General features: G+C 70.0%; 17 protein-coding genes, 2 pseudogenes and 1 riboswitch. Of the genes and pseudogenes, 10 read left to right on the top strand and 9 right to left on the bottom strand.

Annotated features, from left to right (window positions below):
* Nucleotides 1–37: 37 nt before the first annotated feature.
* A riboswitch (S-adenosyl-L-homocysteine riboswitch) is annotated at nucleotides 38–141 on the bottom strand.
* 57 nt (nucleotides 142–198) lie between these two features.
* The 7 genes and pseudogenes from C1I89_RS25385 to C1I89_RS25355 all read right to left on the bottom strand — a co-directional run.
* Nucleotides 199–1,263: a glycosyltransferase family 4 protein gene (locus tag C1I89_RS25385; protein WP_102775150.1), complete on the bottom strand. Its 1,065-nt coding sequence runs from the start codon at nucleotides 1,261–1,263 to the stop codon at nucleotides 199–201.
* A 263-nt stretch (nucleotides 1,264–1,526) separates the two neighbouring features.
* Nucleotides 1,527–1,763, bottom strand: coding sequence for a DUF1289 domain-containing protein (locus C1I89_RS25380; RefSeq protein ID WP_062683348.1), 237 nt, complete (start codon nucleotides 1,761–1,763; stop codon nucleotides 1,527–1,529).
* Nucleotides 1,764–1,837: 74 nt separating this feature from the next.
* Nucleotides 1,838–2,740 carry an alpha/beta fold hydrolase gene (locus tag C1I89_RS25375; RefSeq protein ID WP_102775149.1) on the bottom strand — a complete coding sequence of 301 codons (903 nt, stop codon included), beginning with the start codon at nucleotides 2,738–2,740 and terminating at the stop codon, nucleotides 1,838–1,840.
* A gap of 9 nt (nucleotides 2,741–2,749) precedes the next feature.
* The gene (gene leuD / locus C1I89_RS25370) at nucleotides 2,750–3,400 is read right to left on the bottom strand and encodes a 3-isopropylmalate dehydratase small subunit (RefSeq protein ID WP_102775148.1); all 651 of its coding nucleotides are present in this window, start codon (nucleotides 3,398–3,400) and stop codon (nucleotides 2,750–2,752) included.
* Nucleotides 3,401–4,816, bottom strand: a complete 1,416-nt coding sequence (gene leuC / locus C1I89_RS25365) for a 3-isopropylmalate dehydratase large subunit (RefSeq protein WP_102775378.1) — start codon at nucleotides 4,814–4,816, stop codon at nucleotides 3,401–3,403.
* A 16-nt stretch (nucleotides 4,817–4,832) separates the two neighbouring features.
* Nucleotides 4,833–5,246: pseudogene (locus C1I89_RS25360) on the bottom strand (tripartite tricarboxylate transporter substrate-binding protein); the annotation flags it as partial.
* Nucleotides 5,247–5,248: 2 nt separating this feature from the next.
* A pseudogene (locus tag C1I89_RS25355) lies at nucleotides 5,249–5,974 on the bottom strand (tripartite tricarboxylate transporter substrate-binding protein); the annotation flags it as partial.
* Nucleotides 5,975–6,100: 126 nt separating this feature from the next.
* Here C1I89_RS25355 and C1I89_RS25350 point away from each other — a divergent pair.
* The gene (locus C1I89_RS25350; RefSeq protein WP_102775147.1) at nucleotides 6,101–7,024 is read left to right on the top strand and encodes a LysR family transcriptional regulator; all 924 of its coding nucleotides are present in this window, start codon (nucleotides 6,101–6,103) and stop codon (nucleotides 7,022–7,024) included.
* Between the two features lie 22 nt (nucleotides 7,025–7,046).
* Here the strand turns inward: C1I89_RS25350 and C1I89_RS25345 are convergent, their stop codons facing one another.
* A complete protein-coding gene (locus C1I89_RS25345) occupies nucleotides 7,047–7,964 on the bottom strand; it encodes a LysR substrate-binding domain-containing protein (protein ID WP_102775146.1) in 918 nt (305 codons plus the stop codon).
* Between the two features lie 118 nt (nucleotides 7,965–8,082).
* Here C1I89_RS25345 and C1I89_RS25340 point away from each other — a divergent pair, with 118 nt between their 5' ends.
* The 6 genes from C1I89_RS25340 to C1I89_RS25315 are packed head-to-tail and all read left to right on the top strand — an operon-like array spanning nucleotide 8,083 to nucleotide 13,072.
* The gene (locus tag C1I89_RS25340; RefSeq protein WP_102775145.1) at nucleotides 8,083–8,520 is read left to right on the top strand and encodes a nuclear transport factor 2 family protein; all 438 of its coding nucleotides are present in this window, start codon (nucleotides 8,083–8,085) and stop codon (nucleotides 8,518–8,520) included.
* 49 nt (nucleotides 8,521–8,569) lie between these two features.
* Complete coding sequence (locus tag C1I89_RS25335) at nucleotides 8,570–9,583, top strand: tripartite tricarboxylate transporter substrate binding protein (protein WP_102775144.1); 1,014 nt, start codon at nucleotides 8,570–8,572, stop codon at nucleotides 9,581–9,583.
* Between the two features lie 12 nt (nucleotides 9,584–9,595).
* A complete protein-coding gene (locus C1I89_RS25330) occupies nucleotides 9,596–10,558 on the top strand; it encodes a Bug family tripartite tricarboxylate transporter substrate binding protein (protein WP_102775143.1) in 963 nt (320 codons plus the stop codon).
* Complete coding sequence (locus tag C1I89_RS25325; protein WP_102775142.1) at nucleotides 10,558–10,851, top strand: UxaA family hydrolase; 294 nt, start codon at nucleotides 10,558–10,560, stop codon at nucleotides 10,849–10,851. The genes C1I89_RS25330 and C1I89_RS25325 overlap by 1 nt, the downstream gene beginning before the upstream one ends.
* Complete coding sequence (locus C1I89_RS25320; RefSeq protein WP_102775141.1) at nucleotides 10,848–12,038, top strand: UxaA family hydrolase; 1,191 nt, start codon at nucleotides 10,848–10,850, stop codon at nucleotides 12,036–12,038. The genes C1I89_RS25325 and C1I89_RS25320 overlap by 4 nt, the downstream gene beginning before the upstream one ends.
* A complete protein-coding gene (locus tag C1I89_RS25315; protein WP_258231526.1) occupies nucleotides 12,035–13,072 on the top strand; it encodes an Ldh family oxidoreductase in 1,038 nt (345 codons plus the stop codon). The genes C1I89_RS25320 and C1I89_RS25315 overlap by 4 nt, the downstream gene beginning before the upstream one ends.
* A 59-nt stretch (nucleotides 13,073–13,131) precedes the next feature.
* Here the strand turns inward: C1I89_RS25315 and metK are convergent, their stop codons facing one another.
* Nucleotides 13,132–14,295, bottom strand: coding sequence for a methionine adenosyltransferase (metK, locus tag C1I89_RS25310; protein WP_102775140.1), 1,164 nt, complete (start codon nucleotides 14,293–14,295; stop codon nucleotides 13,132–13,134).
* 285 nt (nucleotides 14,296–14,580) lie between these two features.
* Here metK and C1I89_RS25305 point away from each other — a divergent pair, with 285 nt between their 5' ends.
* Genes C1I89_RS25305 through dapF form a run of 3 tightly spaced genes read left to right on the top strand, consistent with a single transcriptional unit; the run spans nucleotide 14,581 to nucleotide 17,305 of the window.
* Nucleotides 14,581–15,435: a lysophospholipid acyltransferase family protein gene (locus C1I89_RS25305; RefSeq protein WP_102775139.1), complete on the top strand. Its 855-nt coding sequence runs from the start codon at nucleotides 14,581–14,583 to the stop codon at nucleotides 15,433–15,435.
* A gap of 39 nt (nucleotides 15,436–15,474) precedes the next feature.
* Nucleotides 15,475–16,365 carry a lysophospholipid acyltransferase family protein gene (locus C1I89_RS25300; protein ID WP_102775138.1) on the top strand — a complete coding sequence of 297 codons (891 nt, stop codon included), beginning with the start codon at nucleotides 15,475–15,477 and terminating at the stop codon, nucleotides 16,363–16,365.
* A 28-nt stretch (nucleotides 16,366–16,393) separates the two neighbouring features.
* A complete protein-coding gene (gene dapF, locus C1I89_RS25295; protein ID WP_102775137.1) occupies nucleotides 16,394–17,305 on the top strand; it encodes a diaminopimelate epimerase in 912 nt (303 codons plus the stop codon).

The raw sequence follows: 17,305 nt of genomic DNA, 5'->3' as shown, positions 1-17,305 counted from the left end.
ACGACAGTCGAGTGCCCGCCTTTTCCGCCATATGCGACAAAGGTGAGCGCCGTTGCTGCAGCGCCGCGCCGAGGGCGCGCCGCTTGAACAAGGATTCCTGAGCCTGGCGACCGCTGGGTCGTCGCAACGCTCCTCAGGATTGCCGAGCATTGTACCCGGGAACCGTGCCGCGGGCAGCAGGCGCGGGGCCACGGACGCTTATTGCCGCGCCGGCCGGCCGGCGTTCTCCGGCATGCTGAACAGGTGCGCGCCGCGGGCGGTGCCGTCCAGCGGCACCAGCGCGGCCAGCAGGTCCGAGGCCACCGCGTCCCAGCTGCGGGTCAGCGCGTGCTCGCGCACCGCGTGGCGGTCCAGCGACAGCGCCGCGCGGCAGGCGTGGCCGAGGTCCTCGTCGAGCACGCCGGTCACCCCCTGCGCCACCACCGCCAGCGGCGCCTCGCTGCGAAACGCGGCCACCGGCGTGCCGCAGGCCATGGCCTCCAGCATGACCAGGCCGAAGGTGTCGGTCAGGCTGGGAAACACGAACACGTCGGCGCCGCCATACAGCGCCGGCAGCGCGGGGTCCTGCTGCATGCCCATGAAGACCGCGCCGGGAAAGCGCTTTTTCAGGCGCGCCTCGTCCGGACCGGCGCCGACCACCACCTTGCTGCCCGGCAGGTCCAGCTCCAGGAAGGCGTCCAGATTCTTCTCGCGCGCCACGCGCCCGACGCTCAGGAACACGGGCCGGGGCAGGCCTTCGAACGCCGCGCCGGCGCCAGGCCGGAACTTGCGCGGGTCCACCCCGCGCGACCAGATCCGCAGATTGGCCAGCCCCCGCCGCGCCAGCACGTCGCGCACCGTGGGCGTGGGCACCAGCACGCGCTGCGAGGGCCGGTGGAACCAGCGCAGGTAGCGCCACGGCAAGGCCGCCGGAATGCCCATGCGCGCCTGCAGATAGTCGGGGAACATGGTGTGGAAGGAGGTGGTGAAGCGCCAGCCCCGCGCCAGCGCCAGCCGGCGCGCCGCCAGGCCCAGCGGCCCTTCGGTGGCGATGTGCAGCGCGTCGGGCACGGTCTCGCCCAGGATGCGGCGCAGCTGCCGGCCGGGTTGCAGGCACAGGCGCAGGTCCGGCTCGGACGGCGCGGGCACCGTGCGGCTGCCCTGGGGATTCACCACGATCAGCTCGTGGCCCCATTCGCTCAGGATCTGCTGCATGGTCGTCCAGGTGCGGACGACGCCATTGACTTGCGGATGCCAGGCATCCGTGACCAGGACGATGCGCATGATGGAGCCGGTGGCGGGGGCCGGAAATGGATGACAAGCGCGATTTAGCCCGCTCCATGTGACACGCCCAAGACGGCCTTTGCGGCCGCGCAACGCCCGGCTAGTGTGCTGTCCCGTAGATGCGTCCGCATGACGAAATTTCTCCTCTTGGCGTCAGGGCTAGGCGCAAACCGCAGCGATACCCGTAGGTATCGCGAGGATTTGCAACGACGCCCTGGCGTCAAGGGGGGAATTTCGTGCGGGCGTATCTACGGGACAGCACACTAGTTGTTGCGGCGCGGATAGCCCTGCGCCTTGATGCGCACCCAGACCTCGCGTTTTTCTTCCTCGGTCATGAAGACCCAGTTGGCGACTTCCATGGCCGTGCGGCCGCAGCCGCGGCAGATTTCGTCGAACAGCGTGGAGCACACCGCCACGCAGGGCGAATCGGTGGCTTTGAAGGCGCGTTGCGCGTCTTCGGCGGCGGGCAGCTCGGAGAGGTCGACGGTGTAGCGATTCATGGGCCGAAGGTTAACATCCACGGTGCGTCCCTTTTTGGATGGCCCTACTCCGCGTCCAGGCTTGCCCCCGTGGGCTAAGGGGCCGGATCGCCGTCCCATCCGAAGAACGCCCGCACCTGCGCCATCAGCGCCTCGGGGCACTCCTCCGCCAGGTAGTGCGCTCCCGGCAGCGGGCCGCCCGACACGTCGTCGGCCACCGCGCGCCACAGGCCCAGCACGTCGAAATTCCTGCCCACCGCGCCGCGCTCGCCCCACAGCACCCGCAGCGGCTGGGTCAAGCGCTCGCCGGCCTTGCGGCCGGCGCGGTCATGCTCCAGGTCCAGGGTGGCCGAGGCCCGGTAGTCCTCGCAGATGCCGGTGGCCCAGCCCGGCAGCCGCGCGGCGCGCTCGTACTCGGCCATCGCCTCCTTGGAGAAATGCGCCAGCCCGCCGGGCCGCCCGCCCATGACCGAACGCAGGTAGAAAACGGGGTCGCGCTCGATCATGGTTTCCGGCAGCGGCGCCGGCTGGATCAGCCAGAACCAGTGGAAATAGGCCTGGGCGAAGGCGCGCGTCGTGCCTTCGTACATGTCCAGGGTCGGCGCGATGTCCAGCAGCATCATGCGCTGGACCGCCGCGGCATGGTCCAGCGCCAGCCGGTGCGCCACGCGCGCGCCGCGATCGTGCGCCAGCACCTCGAAGCGCGCATGGCCCAGCGCCTGCATCAGCCCCGCCATGTCGGCCGCCATTGCGCGCTTGGAATGCGCGGCGTGGCCGGCGCTGGCGGGCGGCTTGTCGCTGTCGCCATAGCCGCGCAGGTCCGCCGCCACGCAGGTGCGGTGCCGCGTCAGCTCGGGCCACACGCGGTGCCAGATGGCATGGGTCTGCGGATGGCCGTGAAGCAGCAGCAGCGGCGGCCCCGAGCCGTCGATGCGCGCGGCGATGCGCACGCCGTCGACGGCGATGCGGCGGATGGGTAGGTCGAAGAAATCGGTCATGGGTCTGCCTCAGTCTGCGCGGCCGGCGTCCAGGCGGTCGCGCACCCGGCGCGCCACGTCTTTCATCCATGGATGGCGCGCCCAATGTCCGGCCTCGAAACGCTGCACTTCGTCCAGCCGCTGCAGCGAGGCGCCCACCATGTCCAGGCCCTGAGCGTACATCCGGCGATGGCGTTCGGGCAGCGTGAAACCGGCGGTCCAGCCGTCGGCGGCGCTGACGCGGCCGGCCGCCACGTCGATGCTCACGCGGTTGGCGGCCGTATCGGATGCCCGGGCCAGCAGCGCATCGACCTCGGCTGGCGCCAGGCTGACCAGCAGCAAGCCGTTGTTGACCGCGTTGAAGTAGAAAATTTCGCCGAAGCTGGGCGCAATCACCGCGCGGATGCCGAACTGCTGCAGGCCCCACACGGCATGCTCGCGGCTGGAGCCGCAGCCGAAGTTCGGCCCCGCCACCAGAATGCGCGCGCCGGCGTAGGCCGGCTGGTTCAGCACGAAACCGGGCCGCGGCGCGCCGTCGGCGTCGAAGCGCAGGTCATACAGCAGCCCCCGCTCCAGGCCCGACTTGTCGATGATGCGCAGGAACTGCTTGGGCATGATCTGGTCGGTGTCCAGATTGGAAAAAGGCAGGGGCGCGGCCACGCCTTCGATCATCGGGTTCATTCATTTCTCCCATTCGCGCACGTCGACGATGCGGCCGGCCAGCGCGGCGGCGGCGGCCATGGCCGGGCTCATCAGGTGGGTGCGCCCCGCCCGGCCCTGCCTGCCTTCGAAATTCCGGTTGGTGGTGGAGGCGCAGCGCTCGCCCGGGCTCAGCACGTCGTCGTTCATGGCCAGGCACATGGAGCAGCCCGGCTGGCGCCACTCGAAGCCCGCCTCGATCAATTGCGCGGCCACGCCCTCGGCCTCGGCCTGGGCGCGCACCGCGCCCGAGCCCGGCACCACCATGGCCCGCACGCCGGCCGCGACCTTGCGCCCGCGCACCACGCTGGCCGCGGCGCGCAGATCCTCGATGCGGCCGTTGGTGCAGGAGCCGATGAACACCCGGTCTATCGGCAGGCCCGCGATGGGCGCGCCCGGCGTCAGGCCGATGTAGTCCATGGCCTTCTCCAGCGCCAGGCGGGCGAGCGCGTCGGGCTCGGCTTGCGGGTCGGGCACGACGCCATCGATCGGCACGGCCTGGTCCGGGCTGGTGCCCCAGGTGACGAAGGGCGCGATGGTTGCGGCGTCGAGCACGTGCTCCACGTCGAAGACGGCGTCGGCGTCCGATCGCAATCCGGCCCAGCTGGCGCGCGCCTGCGCCAAAATGTCGCCCCGCAGCTGCGGCGCGTGCGCGGCGACATAGGCGTCGGTGGTGGCGTCCGGCGCGATCAGCGCGGCGCGCGCGCCGGCCTCGACCGTCATGTTGCACAGGGTCATGCGGGCCTCGGCCGACAGCGCGTCTATCGCCTCGCCGCAGAACTCCACGGCATGGCCGCGCGCGCCCTGCGCGCCGATGCGATGCACCACGCAGATGACCAGGTCCTTGGCCGTGACGCCGCGGCCCAGCGTGCCGTCGATGCGGATGCGCATGTTGCGCGCCACTCGGTACACCAGCGTCTGGGTGGCCAGGATGTGCTCGACTTCCGAGGTTCCGATGCCGAAGCCCAGCGCGCCCAGCGCGCCGTAGGTGGTGGTGTGGCTGTCGCCGCACAGCACCACCATGCCCGGCAGCACCATGCCGTGCTCGGGCGCGATCACGTGCTCGATGCCCTGCAGCGGATCGGTGGTGTCGAACAGCGCGATCTGCTGCGCATCGCAATTGCGCTTGAGGTTGCCCGCCTGGCGCGAGGACGCCTCGTCGGCGATGACGCGCAGCGCCGGCGCGACCGGATGGGTGGGGATGACGTGGTCCACCACCGCCATCTGCTGCCCGGGGCGCAGCACCGCGCGCCCGCGCGCGGCCAGGCCGCTGAAGGCCTGCGGGCTGGTGTATTCGTTCATGATGTGCAGATCGACGTACAGCAGCACGTGCTCGTCGTCGATCTGGGCCACCTCATGGCTGGCCACCAGTTTGTCGTACAGCGTCATGCCGGGCATGTCTTGCATCCTTGAATCAGTTGGCCTTGATGCCGGCTTGCTTGACGATGCCGGCCCAGCGCGTCATTTCTTCGTCCACCATCGCGTCCGTCCTGGCGGGCGTGGAGATCAGCGGATCGAAGCCTTCCTTGCCCATGCGCTGCGCCAGCTCGGGCGAACGCAGCGCCTGCTCCAGCTTGGCGTTGAGCGTGTCTATTACCGCCTGCGGCGTATTGGCGGGCGCGCTGATGACGAACCAGGTATTGAATTCGTAGCCGGGCAGGCCCGATTCCGCGATGGTGGGCACGTCCGGCAACAGCGGCGAGCGCCGCGTGCCGGTCACGCCCAGCGCGCGCAGCTTCTTGCCGTCGACTTGCGGCTTGGCCGCGGACAGCACCGGGAAACTCATCTGCACCTGGCCGCTGATGGTGTCGAGCATGGCCGGACCGCCNCGATGGTGGGCACGTCCGGCAACAGCGGCGAGCGCCGCGTGCCGGTCACGCCCAGCGCGCGCAGCTTCTTGCCGTCGACTTGCGGCTTGGCCGCGGACAGCACCGGGAAACTCATCTGCACCTGGCCGCTGATGGTGTCGAGCATGGCCGGACCGCCGCCCTTGTACGGCACGTGCAGGATCTGCGTCTGCGAGACGGACTTGAACAGTTCCGCGGCCATGTGGAAGGTGCTGCCGGTGCCCGCGGAACCGAAGCTCAGATCGTTGGCCGGCCGCGCCCGCACGTAGGACAGCAGCTCGCCGACGGTGGCCACCGGCAGGCCGTTGGTCACCGTCAGCACGTGCTGGGAGGTTCCCACCGTGCCCACCGAGCGCAGGTCTTTCTTCGTGTCGAACGGCATGCTCTGGAACAGCGCCGGGTTGATGGCCAGCGACATGGTGTTGATCGCCAGCGTGTAGCCGTCGGGCTGGGCCCGCGCCACGGCGGCCATGCCGATATTGCCGGAAGCGCCGGCGCGGTTTTCCACCACCACGCTCTGCCCCAGCGCGCGGCCCCAGGCGTCGGAGATCAGGCGGGCGGCGATGTCCACGCTGCCGCCCGGCGCGAACGGCACGATGAGCGTGACGGCGCGTTCGGGAAACGCGCCGGCGGCGGCCGCCGCCTGGGTCCAACAGGATGCGACGGCAAGGGCCGCGCACAAGGCGCCGGCCGCGGTGTTGATCTTCATTCCTGGTCTCCTCGTGTGGCCGCGATAGGCGGCTCTGTATGGGCGAGTCCAGTGTATAGGCCTGTTGGATTCTTATAATTAATAATCCGAATAAAGCTTTATTAAATATGATTTATAAATAAGCCCATGGACGCCTTATCGGACCTCGCTTTTTTCTCGCTGGTGGTCAAGCACGGCAACCTGTCCGCGGCCGCGCGCGAACTGGGCCTGACGCCGCCGGCGGTCAGCACGCGGCTGGCCAAGCTGGAACAGCGCCTGGGCGTGCGGCTGCTGAACCGCACCACGCGCCGCGTCAGCGTCACCCAGGAAGGCGAGCTGTACCTGGCCGAGGGCGGACGCATCCTGGCCGACCTCGAAGCCCTGGAACGCTCGGTGTCCAGCGCCCGCGCGCAGCCCCAGGGCCTGCTGCGGCTGAACGCCACCTTCGGCTTCGGACGCGCCCACATCGTGCCGGCCGTGTCCGACTTCGCGCGCCAGTACCCCGAGGTGGAAGTGCAGATGCGCCTGACCGACAGGCCGCTGAACCTGATCGAGGAAGGCTTCGACGTGGCGGTGCGTTTCGGCGACCTGCCGGACGCGCGCCTGACCGCGCGCAAGATCGCCTCGAACCGGCGCCTGCTCTGCGCCTCGCCGCGCTATCTGGAGACCTATGGCGAACCGCGCGCCCCGGGCGACCTGCAGCGCCACCGCTGCATCGTGGTGCGCGAAAACGACGTGGCCTACGGCACCTGGCGGCTGGAATCGGGCCTGCGCGCGGAGACCGTCAAGGTGCGCGGCCCGGTCAGCTCCAACGACGGCCAGAGCGCCCTGGAATGGGCGCTGGACGGGCACGGCATCGTGATGCGCTCCGAGTGGGAGACGGCCGCGCACCTGCGCGCCGGCCGCCTGCGCGTGGTGCTGCCCGACTGGCGCACGCCGCCGGCCGACATCCACGCCTTGTATCCGGAACGCCTGAACCTGCCGGCCAAGACCCTGGCCTTCGTCGAATTCCTGGCGCAGCGCTTCGCCCGCCACCTGCGGGCGCCGAGCTCGGACGGCGCGGTGTGGTGACGCCGCCCCCGGTCCGCGCCCATCACCCTTCGGGCAGCCCTGCCCCGGCTACGCAGGCCTCCAGCAGCCAGTCGCGGAACGCCCGGCATTTGCGCGGCAGCTCGGCGCGTGGATACACCAGGTACCAGCTCTTGTTGCTGGCGATGCGGCGCTCGAACGGGATCAGCAGTTCCTTGCGCCGCAGTATCGCGGCCGCGAACGAGGGCCGGCCCAGCACCACGCCCAGGCCGGCGATCGCGGCCTCGACCGCCACCACGTAGGAATCGAACTGGTGCCCCTTGGCGAGCAACGCGGGATCGGGCTGGCGCTCGCCGTCTTGCCGCGTCTCGCGGAACCAGCGCGGCCAGTCCTCCGGCGAGGTGGTGATGTGCAACAGGGGAAAGCGCAGCAGTTCATCGGGCTGGCGCAGCGCGCCGCGGCGGTACAGCTGCGGCGACAGCATGGGCACCATGTCGGGGCTGACCAGCGGCTCGAAGCAGAACTGCAGATCGTGCTCGTAGGCGCGGATGGCCAGGTCGCAGGTGTCGTAGAGGTCGGTCAGCGCATGGGTCACGGACAGCAGCCTGATCTGGATTCCGGGATGGCGCCGCGTGAAATCGGGCAGCCGGGGAATCAGCCAGCGCATCGCGAAATTGGGCAGCACGCTCAGGGTCAGCGTGGCGGCCGCCTCGGCGCCGGTCACGTCCTCGGTCGCGGTCTGGATCAGGTCGAATGCGCTCTTGAGCGAAGGCGCCAGGGTCTCGCCGCGCTCGGTCAGCTCCAGCCCCGCGCGCGAGCGGCGGAACACCGCGAAGCCCAGCCATTCCTCCAGGCTCTTGATCTGCTGGCTGACGGCCGCAGGGGTGACGTGCAGGTCCTGCGCAGCCTGGGCAAAGCTGCGCAGGCGGGCGGCGGCCTCGAACGCCTGCAGTGCTTTCAAGGGAGGAAGTTTGCGGCTCATCGTCGGGTGCAGATTAAGCAATTCGATTGGTCACATTAGAAATTCTAACGACCAATGGCGACAAGTTTAGAAAAAACGCGGCAAAAATAAGGCCAGCGCCAAAGGAGACGCCCGCACCATGAATCCGCAATCGATCACACCGCAGGACCACGTGGCCTGCGTGGCCGCCATTCAACGCTTCGCGATGCTGGTGGACGCCGCTAGGTATGAAGAGGCCGCGCAGCTGTTCGCCGTCGATGGCGTGCTGCAGCGCCCCAATGAGCGCATCGAAGGCCGCCAGGCGCTGCTCTCGTCCTTCAAGACGCGCCCGGTCCAGCGCCTGACGCGCCACGTCATCAGCAACGTGCTGCTGGAGCCCGCCGGCCCCGGCCGGATTGCGGCCTTCAGCTATGTCTCGGTCTACCGGCACCTGGGCCAGGAACCGGTGCCGCCGGCGCTGCCGGTATCCGCGCGGCCGCCGGAAACCATCGCGGAGTACCGCGACCAGCTATGCCTGGAGAACGGGCAATGGCTGCTGCGCCACCGCACGGTGCGGCCGGTATTCGACACCCTGTAGGCAGATGACGAGCGTGCGCGGCGCATAGACCGATAACACTGGAGACAACATGCACCGAATCAAGCCCAGCGGCGCCGGCCGCGCGGCATGGATGCGGCGCGCCGCGGCGGCCATGCTGTGCGCCGCCGTCGCGCTGCCCGCGGCGATGGCCCAACAGCGCCCCTGGCCAGGGCAGCCGCTGCGCGTGGTGGTGCCTTATCCGCCGGCCGGCGCGGCCGACGTGGCCACACGCATTACCGCGCAGCGCCTGGCCGTGCGCCTGGGACAGTCCGTGGTGGTGGAAAACCATCCGGGCGCCGTCGGCACCATCGGCGCCAATTTCGTCGCCCGGGCCGCGCCCGACGGCTACACCCTGCTGGCGGCCACCAACCCGGAACTCACGATCGTGCGCCATCTGCGGCCCTCGCTGTCGTACGACCCGGACGCCGATCTCGTCCCCTTGCTGCGCACGGCGACCGCCCCCATCGTGCTGGTCGTGCGCGAACAGGGCGCGCAAAGCGCCAGCCTGCGGCAATTGCTGGACGCGGCCAAACAGGCCCCGGACACGCTCTCGTACGCCACACCGGGGATAGGAACACCCATGCACCTGATGATGGACAGCATCTTCACGGCCTCCGGCGTGCGCGTGCACCATATTCCCTACAACGGCGGCGCCCGGGCCATGTCCGACCTGATGGGCGGACAGATAGACATGCTGGCCATCACCTTGTCGACGGTGATCGGCCAAATCCAGACGGGACGCCTGCGCGCGCTGGCGGTCTTGCAGGACGAGCGCAGCCCGCTGGTGCCCGACGTACCCACGGTGCAGGAAGCCGGCGGGGTCCAGGTTCCTCATCTGCCATCGGTATGGTTCGGCTGGTTCGCGCCGGCGCATACGCCCGCGGCAGTGCGCGCCAGGCTGGCGGCGGAACTGGAGCAGGTCGTGCAGGAAGCGGAAGTCGGGCAGGCGCTGCAACGCGCGGGGCTGGAGGCGCGGCCCCTGGCGCCGCAGCCGTTCGCGGAGGAACTACGCCGCGAATCCCGCTTTTTTTCGAGCGCGGCCCGGCCGTACGCCGAGCGCTGAAAGGAGAACACGATGTCTGAAACGCACAAGCGGCGGCGCGCGGTCCTGGCGGCGCTGGGCGCGGCGCTGCTGGCCGGCTCCGTGCAGGCCCAGGATCCGGCCATCCGCATCGTCGTCTCGCTGCCGGCCGGCGGCGGCGTGGACGCGGTGGCGCGCTATCTGGGCCAGCAGCTGGGCACGGAGCTGCAACGCACCGTAGTGGTGGAAAACCGCCCGGGCGGCAGCGGCACCATCGCCGCCCGCACGGTCATGAACGCGCCCGCCGGCCAGACCACCCTGCTGGCCGGCGGCAACCAGGAAATCACGATCGCGCCGCACCTGCTGAAGGACCCCGGCTACCGGCCGCTGCAAACCCTGACGCCAGTGCTGCAGGTCGGCGTGGTGCCGTCGGTGGTGGTGGCCAAGGCGGGCGCCGACGCCAGCCCGGCCGTCCTGCTGCAGGGCCTGAAAAAACGGCAAGACCTGTCCATCGGCATCCCCGGCCGCGCAACGCCCATGCACGTCGCGCTGGAAGACGTGGCGCACCAGATCGGCGGGCAGTTCCTGGCCGTGCCGTACAAGGGCGCGCCGGACGTGCTGGCCGGCGTGATGTCGGACTCCACGCAATACGGCGCGGTCGGCTATTCGGCGGCCAAGCCCCTGCTCGACGCGGGCAGCCTGGTCCCCGTGGCGGTGCTGGCGCAACAGCGGTCCGCGCTGCTGCCGCAGGTGCCGGCGATCGGCGAGCAGGACCTCAAGCAGCAGGACCTGCCGCAGGTCTGGTATGGCTTCTTCATGCCGGGCAAGGCGGACCGCGACGAAGTGGACCGGATCTCCGCCGCATTCGAACGGCTGCTAGGCCGGGAACCGGTGCGCGCCCGGCTGCAGGCGCTGGGCGTGCAGGTCACGGGGCTGCAGCAGGCCGCGTTCTCGCAGGCGCTCCAGGCCGAATCCGCTTATTACCGCAACGCTATTCTTCGCTACAAGGTTCAATGATGAAAGCCAATCTCGCCCTGTTGATCGACCCCGGCGACCACGTCGCCACGGCCTTCGCGGCGCTGGCCGCCGGCGACGCCATCGCGGTGCAGGCCGGCCCCGCCGCCTACCGGATCATCCTGCGCGACGCCATCCCGTCGGGGCACAAGTTCGCCGTCACCGACATCGCCGCGGGCGGCGAAGTGCGCAAATACGGCGCTTGCATCGGGCGCGCCCTGTGCGCCATTCCCGCGGGCGCGCACATCCATCTGCACAATCTGGAAAGCCTGCGCGGCAGGGGGGACCGTTCATGACCGCAACCATCTGGGGATATCCGCGCGGCGACGGCAGCTTCGGCATCCGCAACCATGTCGCCGTCATCGCGGCGATGGACAACGTCAATCCGGTGGCGCGCCGGATCTGCGAATCGGTCAAGGGCACGGTGCCGGTCTGCGTGGCCTACGGGCGCGGCCAGTTCGGCGAGGATCTGGCGCGGCACGATCGCGTGCTGCTGAACTACGCCACCCATCCCAATGTGGCCGCCGTGCTCATCGTGGGCCTGGAACCGGTAACGTCGCAGCGGCTGGCCGACGCGGTGGCGGCCGCCGGCCGCCCGGTGCGGGTGCTGGACGTGCAAAGCGCCGGCGGCACCGTCGAGGCGGTCGCCCAGGGGATACGCGCCGCCGCCGCGCTGGTGGTCGCAAGCTCGGACATCGAGCGCGCGCCCATGCCGCTGAGCGAACTGGTGATCGGCGTCGAATGCGGCGCCTCGGACGCCACCTCGGGCCTGACCGCCAACGCCACCACCGGGCTGGTGGCGGACTGGCTGGTGCAGGCCGGCGGGGTCGTGATCCTGTCGGAGACCGACGAAATCGTGGGCGCCGAGGCCAGCCTCGCGGCGCGCGCCGCCAACCCGGAAGTGGCCGCGCGGCTGCTGGCCGCGGTGGCGCGCCTGGAGGCCTTGTCCGCGTTCCAGGGGCTGCAGCTGTGGCCGCTGGGCGAAGACAATATCGCCGGCGGCCTGACCACGGTCGAGGAGAAGTCGCTGGGCGCGGTGCGCAAGGGCGGCACTTCGCCGTTGCAGGAGGTGGTCGGCTATGGCGAGAAACCCAGCCGCAAGGGACTGGTGTTCATGGATGCGCCGGCGCCGGGCGTCGAGAACATCGCCGCGCTGGCCGCCGGCGGCGCGCACCTGATCCTGTTCAATACCGGGGTGGGCAATCCGGTGGGCCATCCGCTGTCGCCCACCGTCAAGATCACCGGCAACCCGGCCACCGCGCAGCGCTTTGCCGACAATATCGACGTGGACGTCAGCGGCATCCTGACGGGCGGGCAGACGCTGGAGCAGGCCGCCGCCACGCTGCGCGAGGCCATGCTGCGCGTGGCCGCGGGCCGCATGACGCAAAGCGAAGTGCTGGGCGACACGGAGATCTCCATCTCGCGCATCGAACTGGGCTTCATGCGCCACCTGCGCGAACACGCGCCGGAGCTGCAGCCATGAGCGCCCGCATCGTTGCCGCGCCCCTGATGACCGGCTGGGTCGAAGCCGTGCTGCGGCGCGCCGGCGTCGGCGCCGCGCATGCGGCGCTGGCCGCCGGCGCCATGGTGCGCACCGAGCTGCGCGGCGTCGCCACCCACGGCCTGACGCGCCTGGCCTCCTATCTGGAAAAGCTGCAATCCGGCGAAGTGAATCCCGCGCCCCGCATCCGCGTGCAGCGCAGCCCCGGCATCTGCACCGTGGACGCCGACGGCGCCCTGGGCCAGGTGGCCGCCCTGACCGCCATCGAGGAAGGCCTGGCGATGCTGGAGACCGAGGTCTCCGTCATATGCCGCATCCGCGATTGCGGGCACCTGGGCGCGCTGGGGCTTTACGCCCTGCTGGCGGCCGAGCGCGGCCACATCGCGCTGGTGGTCCAGCGCACGCCGCCGCTCATGGCCCTGCCGGGCTACGCGGGGCGCGCGGTCGGCAACAATCCGATCGCCTTCGGCTGCCCGGTCCCGGACGGGCCGCCGCTGGTGTTCGACATGGCGTGCAGCGTGGCCGCGCGCGGCCATATTCTGCTGGCCGCGCGCGAAGGCCGCGGGATTCCGCCCGGCTGGGCGCTGGACGGCGCAGGCCGCCCCACCACCGACGCCGAGGCCGCGCTGGAAGGCTCGCTGCTGCCGATGGCCGACCACAAGGGCATGGGGCTGGCCATCATGGCCGAATGCCTGGCCGGCGCGCTGGCCGGCGGCGAACCCGAGTCGCGCCAGAAAGTGCGGCACGCACCGCGCAGCGGCGCCGCCGGCGCGCAAAGCACCCTGATCTGGCTGGTGAATCCGCAGCGCGCCGGTTCGTCTACCTTTGCCGACTACATGCGTGAATGGGCCGCGGGCTTTCAGCAGCGCGGCGGCGCGCAGGCCCGCCTGCCGGGCGCCCGCGCCGCGGCCTGCGAGCAGGCCGCGCTTGCCGACGGCCTGCGCATTCCCGAAGCCGTGGCGCGCGAGCTGGAAAGCGTCGCCCGCGGCCTGGACCTGCCGCTGCCGTGGCATTGAGCCCGGGCTGAAATGAAAACGCCCTCGCAGCGCGAGGGCGTTCACCTGGCCTGGAAGGCTTACATCGCCTTCTTCAGTTCCGGCACCTTGTCCGTGGCTTCCCACGAGAATTCCGGTTCGGAACGGCCGAAGTGGCCGTAGGCGGCGGTCTTGGCGTAGATCGGGCGCAGCAGGTCCAGCATGTTGACGATACCCTTCGGACGCAGGTCGAAGTGCTCGCGCACCAGCTTAGCGATCTGGTCGTCGGGGATGACGCCGGTGCCGTCGGTGTAGACGGTGATGTTGATGGGCTCGGCCACGCCGATGGCGTAGCTGACCTGCACCTGGCACTGGCGCGCCAAGCCGGCGGCCACGATGTTCTTGGCCACGTAGCGCGCGGCGTAGGCAGCCGAGCGGTCGACCTTGGACGGGTCCTTGCCCGAGAACGCGCCGCCGCCGTGCGGGCACGCGCCGCCGTAGGTGTCGACGATGATCTTGCGGCCGGTCAGGCCGCAATCGCCTTGCGGGCCGCCGATGACGAAGCGGCCGGTCGGGTTGACCAGGAACTTGGTCTTGGGCGTGATCAGGCCTTCGGGGAAGCTGGGCTTGATGATGTCTTCGATCACGGCCTCGCGGATGGTTTCCTGCGAGACTTCGGGCGCGTGCTGGGTCGACAGCACCACGGTATCGACTTCGGCCGGGCGGCCGTCGATATAGCGGAACGTGACCTGCGACTTGGCGTCCGGGCGCAGCCACGGCAGGCGGCCGTCCTTGCGCAGTTCGCTCTGGCGCTGCACCAGGCGGTGCGCGTACCAGATCGGGGCCGGCATCAGGTCGGGCGTTTCGTCGCACGCGTAGCCGAACATCAGGCCCTGGTCGCCGGCGCCCTGGTTCAGGTAGTCCTCGGAGCTGCGGTCCACGCCCTGGGCGATGTCGGGCGATTGCTTGTCGTAGGCGACCAGCACCGCGCAGCCCTTGTAGTCGATGCCGTAGTCGGTGTTGTCGTAGCCGATGCGGCGGATCGTGTCGCGCGCGACCTGGATGTAGTCGACGTTGGCGGTCGTGGTGATCTCGCCGGCCAGCACCACCAGGCCCGTATTGCACAGCGTTTCGGCTGCGACGCGCGCGTTGGGGTCCTGCGTGAAGATGGCGTCGAGAATCGAGTCGGAGATCTGGTCGGCAACCTTGTCGGGATGCCCTTCAGAGACGGATTCGGAGGTAAAGAGAAAGTCGTTGTTGGCCACAGATGCGTCCTTACGTGTCCGGCCTGGCCGGCGCATAGGTTCACGAGGCGCGTAGCACCCCGGATCGCATGCCTGGGGGCATGCATGACTGATCTGGGCGCGACGCTTTAGCGGATTTGGCAAAGGACTCGCGCATGCGCTGCCCCCTGCCGTCGCCCCGCAAGTTGTCGGTTAACTCGGCGACTGCGCTATTTTAAGCGAAAATGCCGTTCTGCTGCTCGCGCCGGGGCGCCCGCCCGTGCTCCGGCCCCGGGCGCGCCCCTGCCCGCTCCATCCCATTGCCGCATGCTGCTCTTCCTGTTCAGACTATTCGCCGCCCTTCCTCTTCCCGTTGCGCACGCGCTGGGGCGCCTGGCCGGACGCGCGATCTACGCCTGGCCCGGGAAGTACCGACGCCGGCTGCAGGCCAACGCGGCCCAGGCCGGCTATCCCTCGCCGGCCTTCGCGCGCCGCGCCGCCGGCGAAATCGGCGCCATGATCCTGGAAAGCCCGCGGGTCTGGTTCCGCAACGAGGACAGCCTCGCCAAGGTGGTGTCGGACGACAACGCGGTGGTCGACGCGGCCCGCGCCGAGAACCGCGGCATCCTCTTCCTGACGCCGCACCTGGGCTGCTTCGAGATCACCTCCCGCTACCTGGCGCGCCAGATGCCCATGACGGTCATGTTCCGCCCGCCGCGCAAGGACATCCTGGCTCCCTTGCTGGAAACCGCGCGCAACAGCTCGGCCGTCAACGCGGTGCCGGCCACCATGCAGGGCGTGCGCGAGTTCGTGCGCGCGCTGCGCCGCGGGGAGTCCGTGGGCATGCTGCCCGACCAGGCGCCCAGCGTGGGCGACGGCGTGTGGGCGCCGTTCTTCGGGCGCATGGCCTACACCATGACGCTGCCCGGCAAGCTGGCCACGCAGACCGGCGTTTCCATCATCCTGACCGCTGGCGAACGGCTGCCCAAGGGCCGGGGCTGGCGCATCCACTACGTGCGCGTGCCCGAACCGCTGCCGGCCGATCCCCAGGCCCAGGCCGCGCTGCTCAACGCCGCCATGGAAACGCTGATCCGCCGCTGCCCCGAGCAATACCTCTGGAGCTACAACCGCTACAAGACGCCGCGCGGGGCGCCGCCGGCGCCGGACTCCACGGCGGGTTGAATCCCGCCGCGCCCCCCGCCCGTTTCCCTGCTGATACTTATGACTGATTTCAAAACGCGCGCGCTGGTCTCCCTGATGAAATGGTTCGGCCGCGCCAAACCGTCGACCCGGCTGCGTATCGGCGCCTGCCTGGGCTGGCTGGCGCCGCGCCTGGCCAAGTCGCGCGCGCGCATCGTCCGGCGCAATCTGGAACTGTGCTTTCCCGACCAGCCCGAAGCGGTGCGCGAGCGCTGGCTGGCCGAACACTTCCGCGCGCTGGCGCAATCCATCGTCGACCGCGGCGTGCTCTGGTACGGCACGCCGGAGGCCATCAAGGAAATGGTGACGGAAACCGGCAGCGAGCGCATCAACGCCCTGACGGCCGAAGGCCGCTCGGTCATCCTGCTGGCCCCGCACTTCATCGCGCTCGACGCCGCCGCCACCCGGCTCACCATGGAGGTGCCCAGCGGCGCCACCATGTACACCCCGCAAAGCGATCCGCACATCGACGCGGTGGTGGCCGCGGGCCGCGCCCGCTTCAACGAGGTCTTTCTGGTCAGCCGCAAGGACGGCGTGCGCGAGCTGCTGCGCCACCTGCGCGCGCCGCGCCCGGTCTACTACCTGCCCGACATGGACTTCGGCCGCCAGGGCTCGGTGTTCGTGCCGTTTTTCGGCGTGCCGGCCGCCACCCTGCTGGCCACCGCGCAACTGGCCAAGAAGTGGAACGCCGCGGTCATGCCCATCGTGGGCTTCTGGAATCCGCAAACCGGCCGCTATCACATCGACGTGCTGCCGCCGCTGGCCGACTTCCCGGGCGAGGACTCGCTGGAGGAGGCCACCGCCCGCCTGAACCGCGAACTCGAATCGTGGGTGCGCCGCTGCCCCAGCCAGTACTACTGGGTCCACCGCCGTTTCAAGACGCGCCCGCCGGGCGAGCCCAAGCTCTACTGAGCCCGGCCGCGCGGCCCGCGCCCCGATAATGGGCGATAATCCGGTGATGAACTGGAACTTCACCAAAATGCATGGCGCGGGCAACGATTTCGTCGTGCTCGACGGCGTGCGCCAAACCATCGAAATGACGCCGGAGCGCGCGCGCGCCCTGGGCGACCGGCATTTCGGCATCGGCGCCGACCAGATCCTGCTGGTCGAGCCGGCCACCCGGCCCGACGCCGATTTCCGCTACCGGATTTTCAATTCCGACGGCAGCGAAGTCGAACACTGCGGCAACGGCGCGCGCTGCTTCGTGCGTTTCGTGCACGAGCAGGGCCTGTCCGACCGCAATCCGCTGCGCGCCGAAATCGCCACCGGCATCCTGGTCCTGGACGAAGGCGACGACGAGCAGGTCACGGTCGACATGGGCAGCACCCGCTTCGACCCGGCCGCCCTACCCTTCGACACCGCCGGCCTGGCCTCGCGCCCCGAGGGCGAGGACACGCTGTGGCAGCTGGAACTCGACGCGCCGGCCGGCCTGCCGCGCAGCGTCTGGCTTTCGGCGGTGGCGATCTCCAACCCGCACGCCGTGCAGGTCGTGGAAAACGTGGACACCGCGCCCGTCGCCATCCTCGGCCCGCTGATCGAGACCCATCCGCGCTTTGCGCGCCGCGTCAACGCCGGCTTCATGCAGGTGCTGGACCGCGGCAATATCCGCCTGCGCGTGTTCGAACGCGGCGCGGGCGAAACCCTGGCCTGCGGCACCGGCGCCTGCGCCGCCGTCGCCGCCGGCATCCGCCGCGGCCTGCTCGATTCCCCGGTGCGCGTGCAGACGCGCGGCGGCACGCTGACCGTCGCCTGGAACGGCGAACAGCTGCGCATGACCGGCCCGGCGCAATCCGTCTACACGGGGCAGGTCGACATCGACAAGCTCGTTTTCTCCATGGGGCTGAACCGATAA

The sequence above is a fragment of the Achromobacter pulmonis genome, from assembly GCF_002885955.2.
GTDB lineage: Bacteria > Pseudomonadota > Gammaproteobacteria > Burkholderiales > Burkholderiaceae_B > Achromobacter > Achromobacter pulmonis_A.
The sequence above is the reverse complement of the archived record's forward strand: the minus strand, read 5'-3'. Positions and strand labels throughout refer to the sequence as shown.

Coding starts and splice junctions, on each gene's coding strand:
- C1I89_RS25320 (WP_102775141.1), top strand. CDS start 10,848: ATGACCGCAACCATCTGGGGATATCCGCGCGGCGACGGCAGCTTCGGC.
- C1I89_RS25385 (WP_102775150.1), bottom strand. CDS start 1,263: ATGCGCATCGTCCTGGTCACGGATGCCTGGCATCCGCAAGTCAATGGC.
- C1I89_RS25380 (WP_062683348.1), bottom strand. CDS start 1,763: ATGAATCGCTACACCGTCGACCTCTCCGAGCTGCCCGCCGCCGAAGAC.
- C1I89_RS25305 (WP_102775139.1), top strand. CDS start 14,581: ATGCTGCTCTTCCTGTTCAGACTATTCGCCGCCCTTCCTCTTCCCGTT.
- C1I89_RS25335 (WP_102775144.1), top strand. CDS start 8,570: ATGCACCGAATCAAGCCCAGCGGCGCCGGCCGCGCGGCATGGATGCGG.
- C1I89_RS25330 (WP_102775143.1), top strand. CDS start 9,596: ATGTCTGAAACGCACAAGCGGCGGCGCGCGGTCCTGGCGGCGCTGGGC.
- C1I89_RS25300 (WP_102775138.1), top strand. CDS start 15,475: ATGACTGATTTCAAAACGCGCGCGCTGGTCTCCCTGATGAAATGGTTC.
- C1I89_RS25350 (WP_102775147.1), top strand. CDS start 6,101: ATGGACGCCTTATCGGACCTCGCTTTTTTCTCGCTGGTGGTCAAGCAC.
- C1I89_RS25375 (WP_102775149.1), bottom strand. CDS start 2,740: ATGACCGATTTCTTCGACCTACCCATCCGCCGCATCGCCGTCGACGGC.
- C1I89_RS25345 (WP_102775146.1), bottom strand. CDS start 7,964: ATGAGCCGCAAACTTCCTCCCTTGAAAGCACTGCAGGCGTTCGAGGCC.
- C1I89_RS25325 (WP_102775142.1), top strand. CDS start 10,558: ATGAAAGCCAATCTCGCCCTGTTGATCGACCCCGGCGACCACGTCGCC.
- leuC (WP_102775378.1), bottom strand. CDS start 4,816: ATGCCCGGCATGACGCTGTACGACAAACTGGTGGCCAGCCATGAGGTG.
- C1I89_RS25315 (WP_258231526.1), top strand. CDS start 12,035: ATGAGCGCCCGCATCGTTGCCGCGCCCCTGATGACCGGCTGGGTCGAA.
- leuD (WP_102775148.1), bottom strand. CDS start 3,400: ATGAACCCGATGATCGAAGGCGTGGCCGCGCCCCTGCCTTTTTCCAAT.
- dapF (WP_102775137.1), top strand. CDS start 16,394: ATGGGCGATAATCCGGTGATGAACTGGAACTTCACCAAAATGCATGGC.
- C1I89_RS25340 (WP_102775145.1), top strand. CDS start 8,083: ATGAATCCGCAATCGATCACACCGCAGGACCACGTGGCCTGCGTGGCC.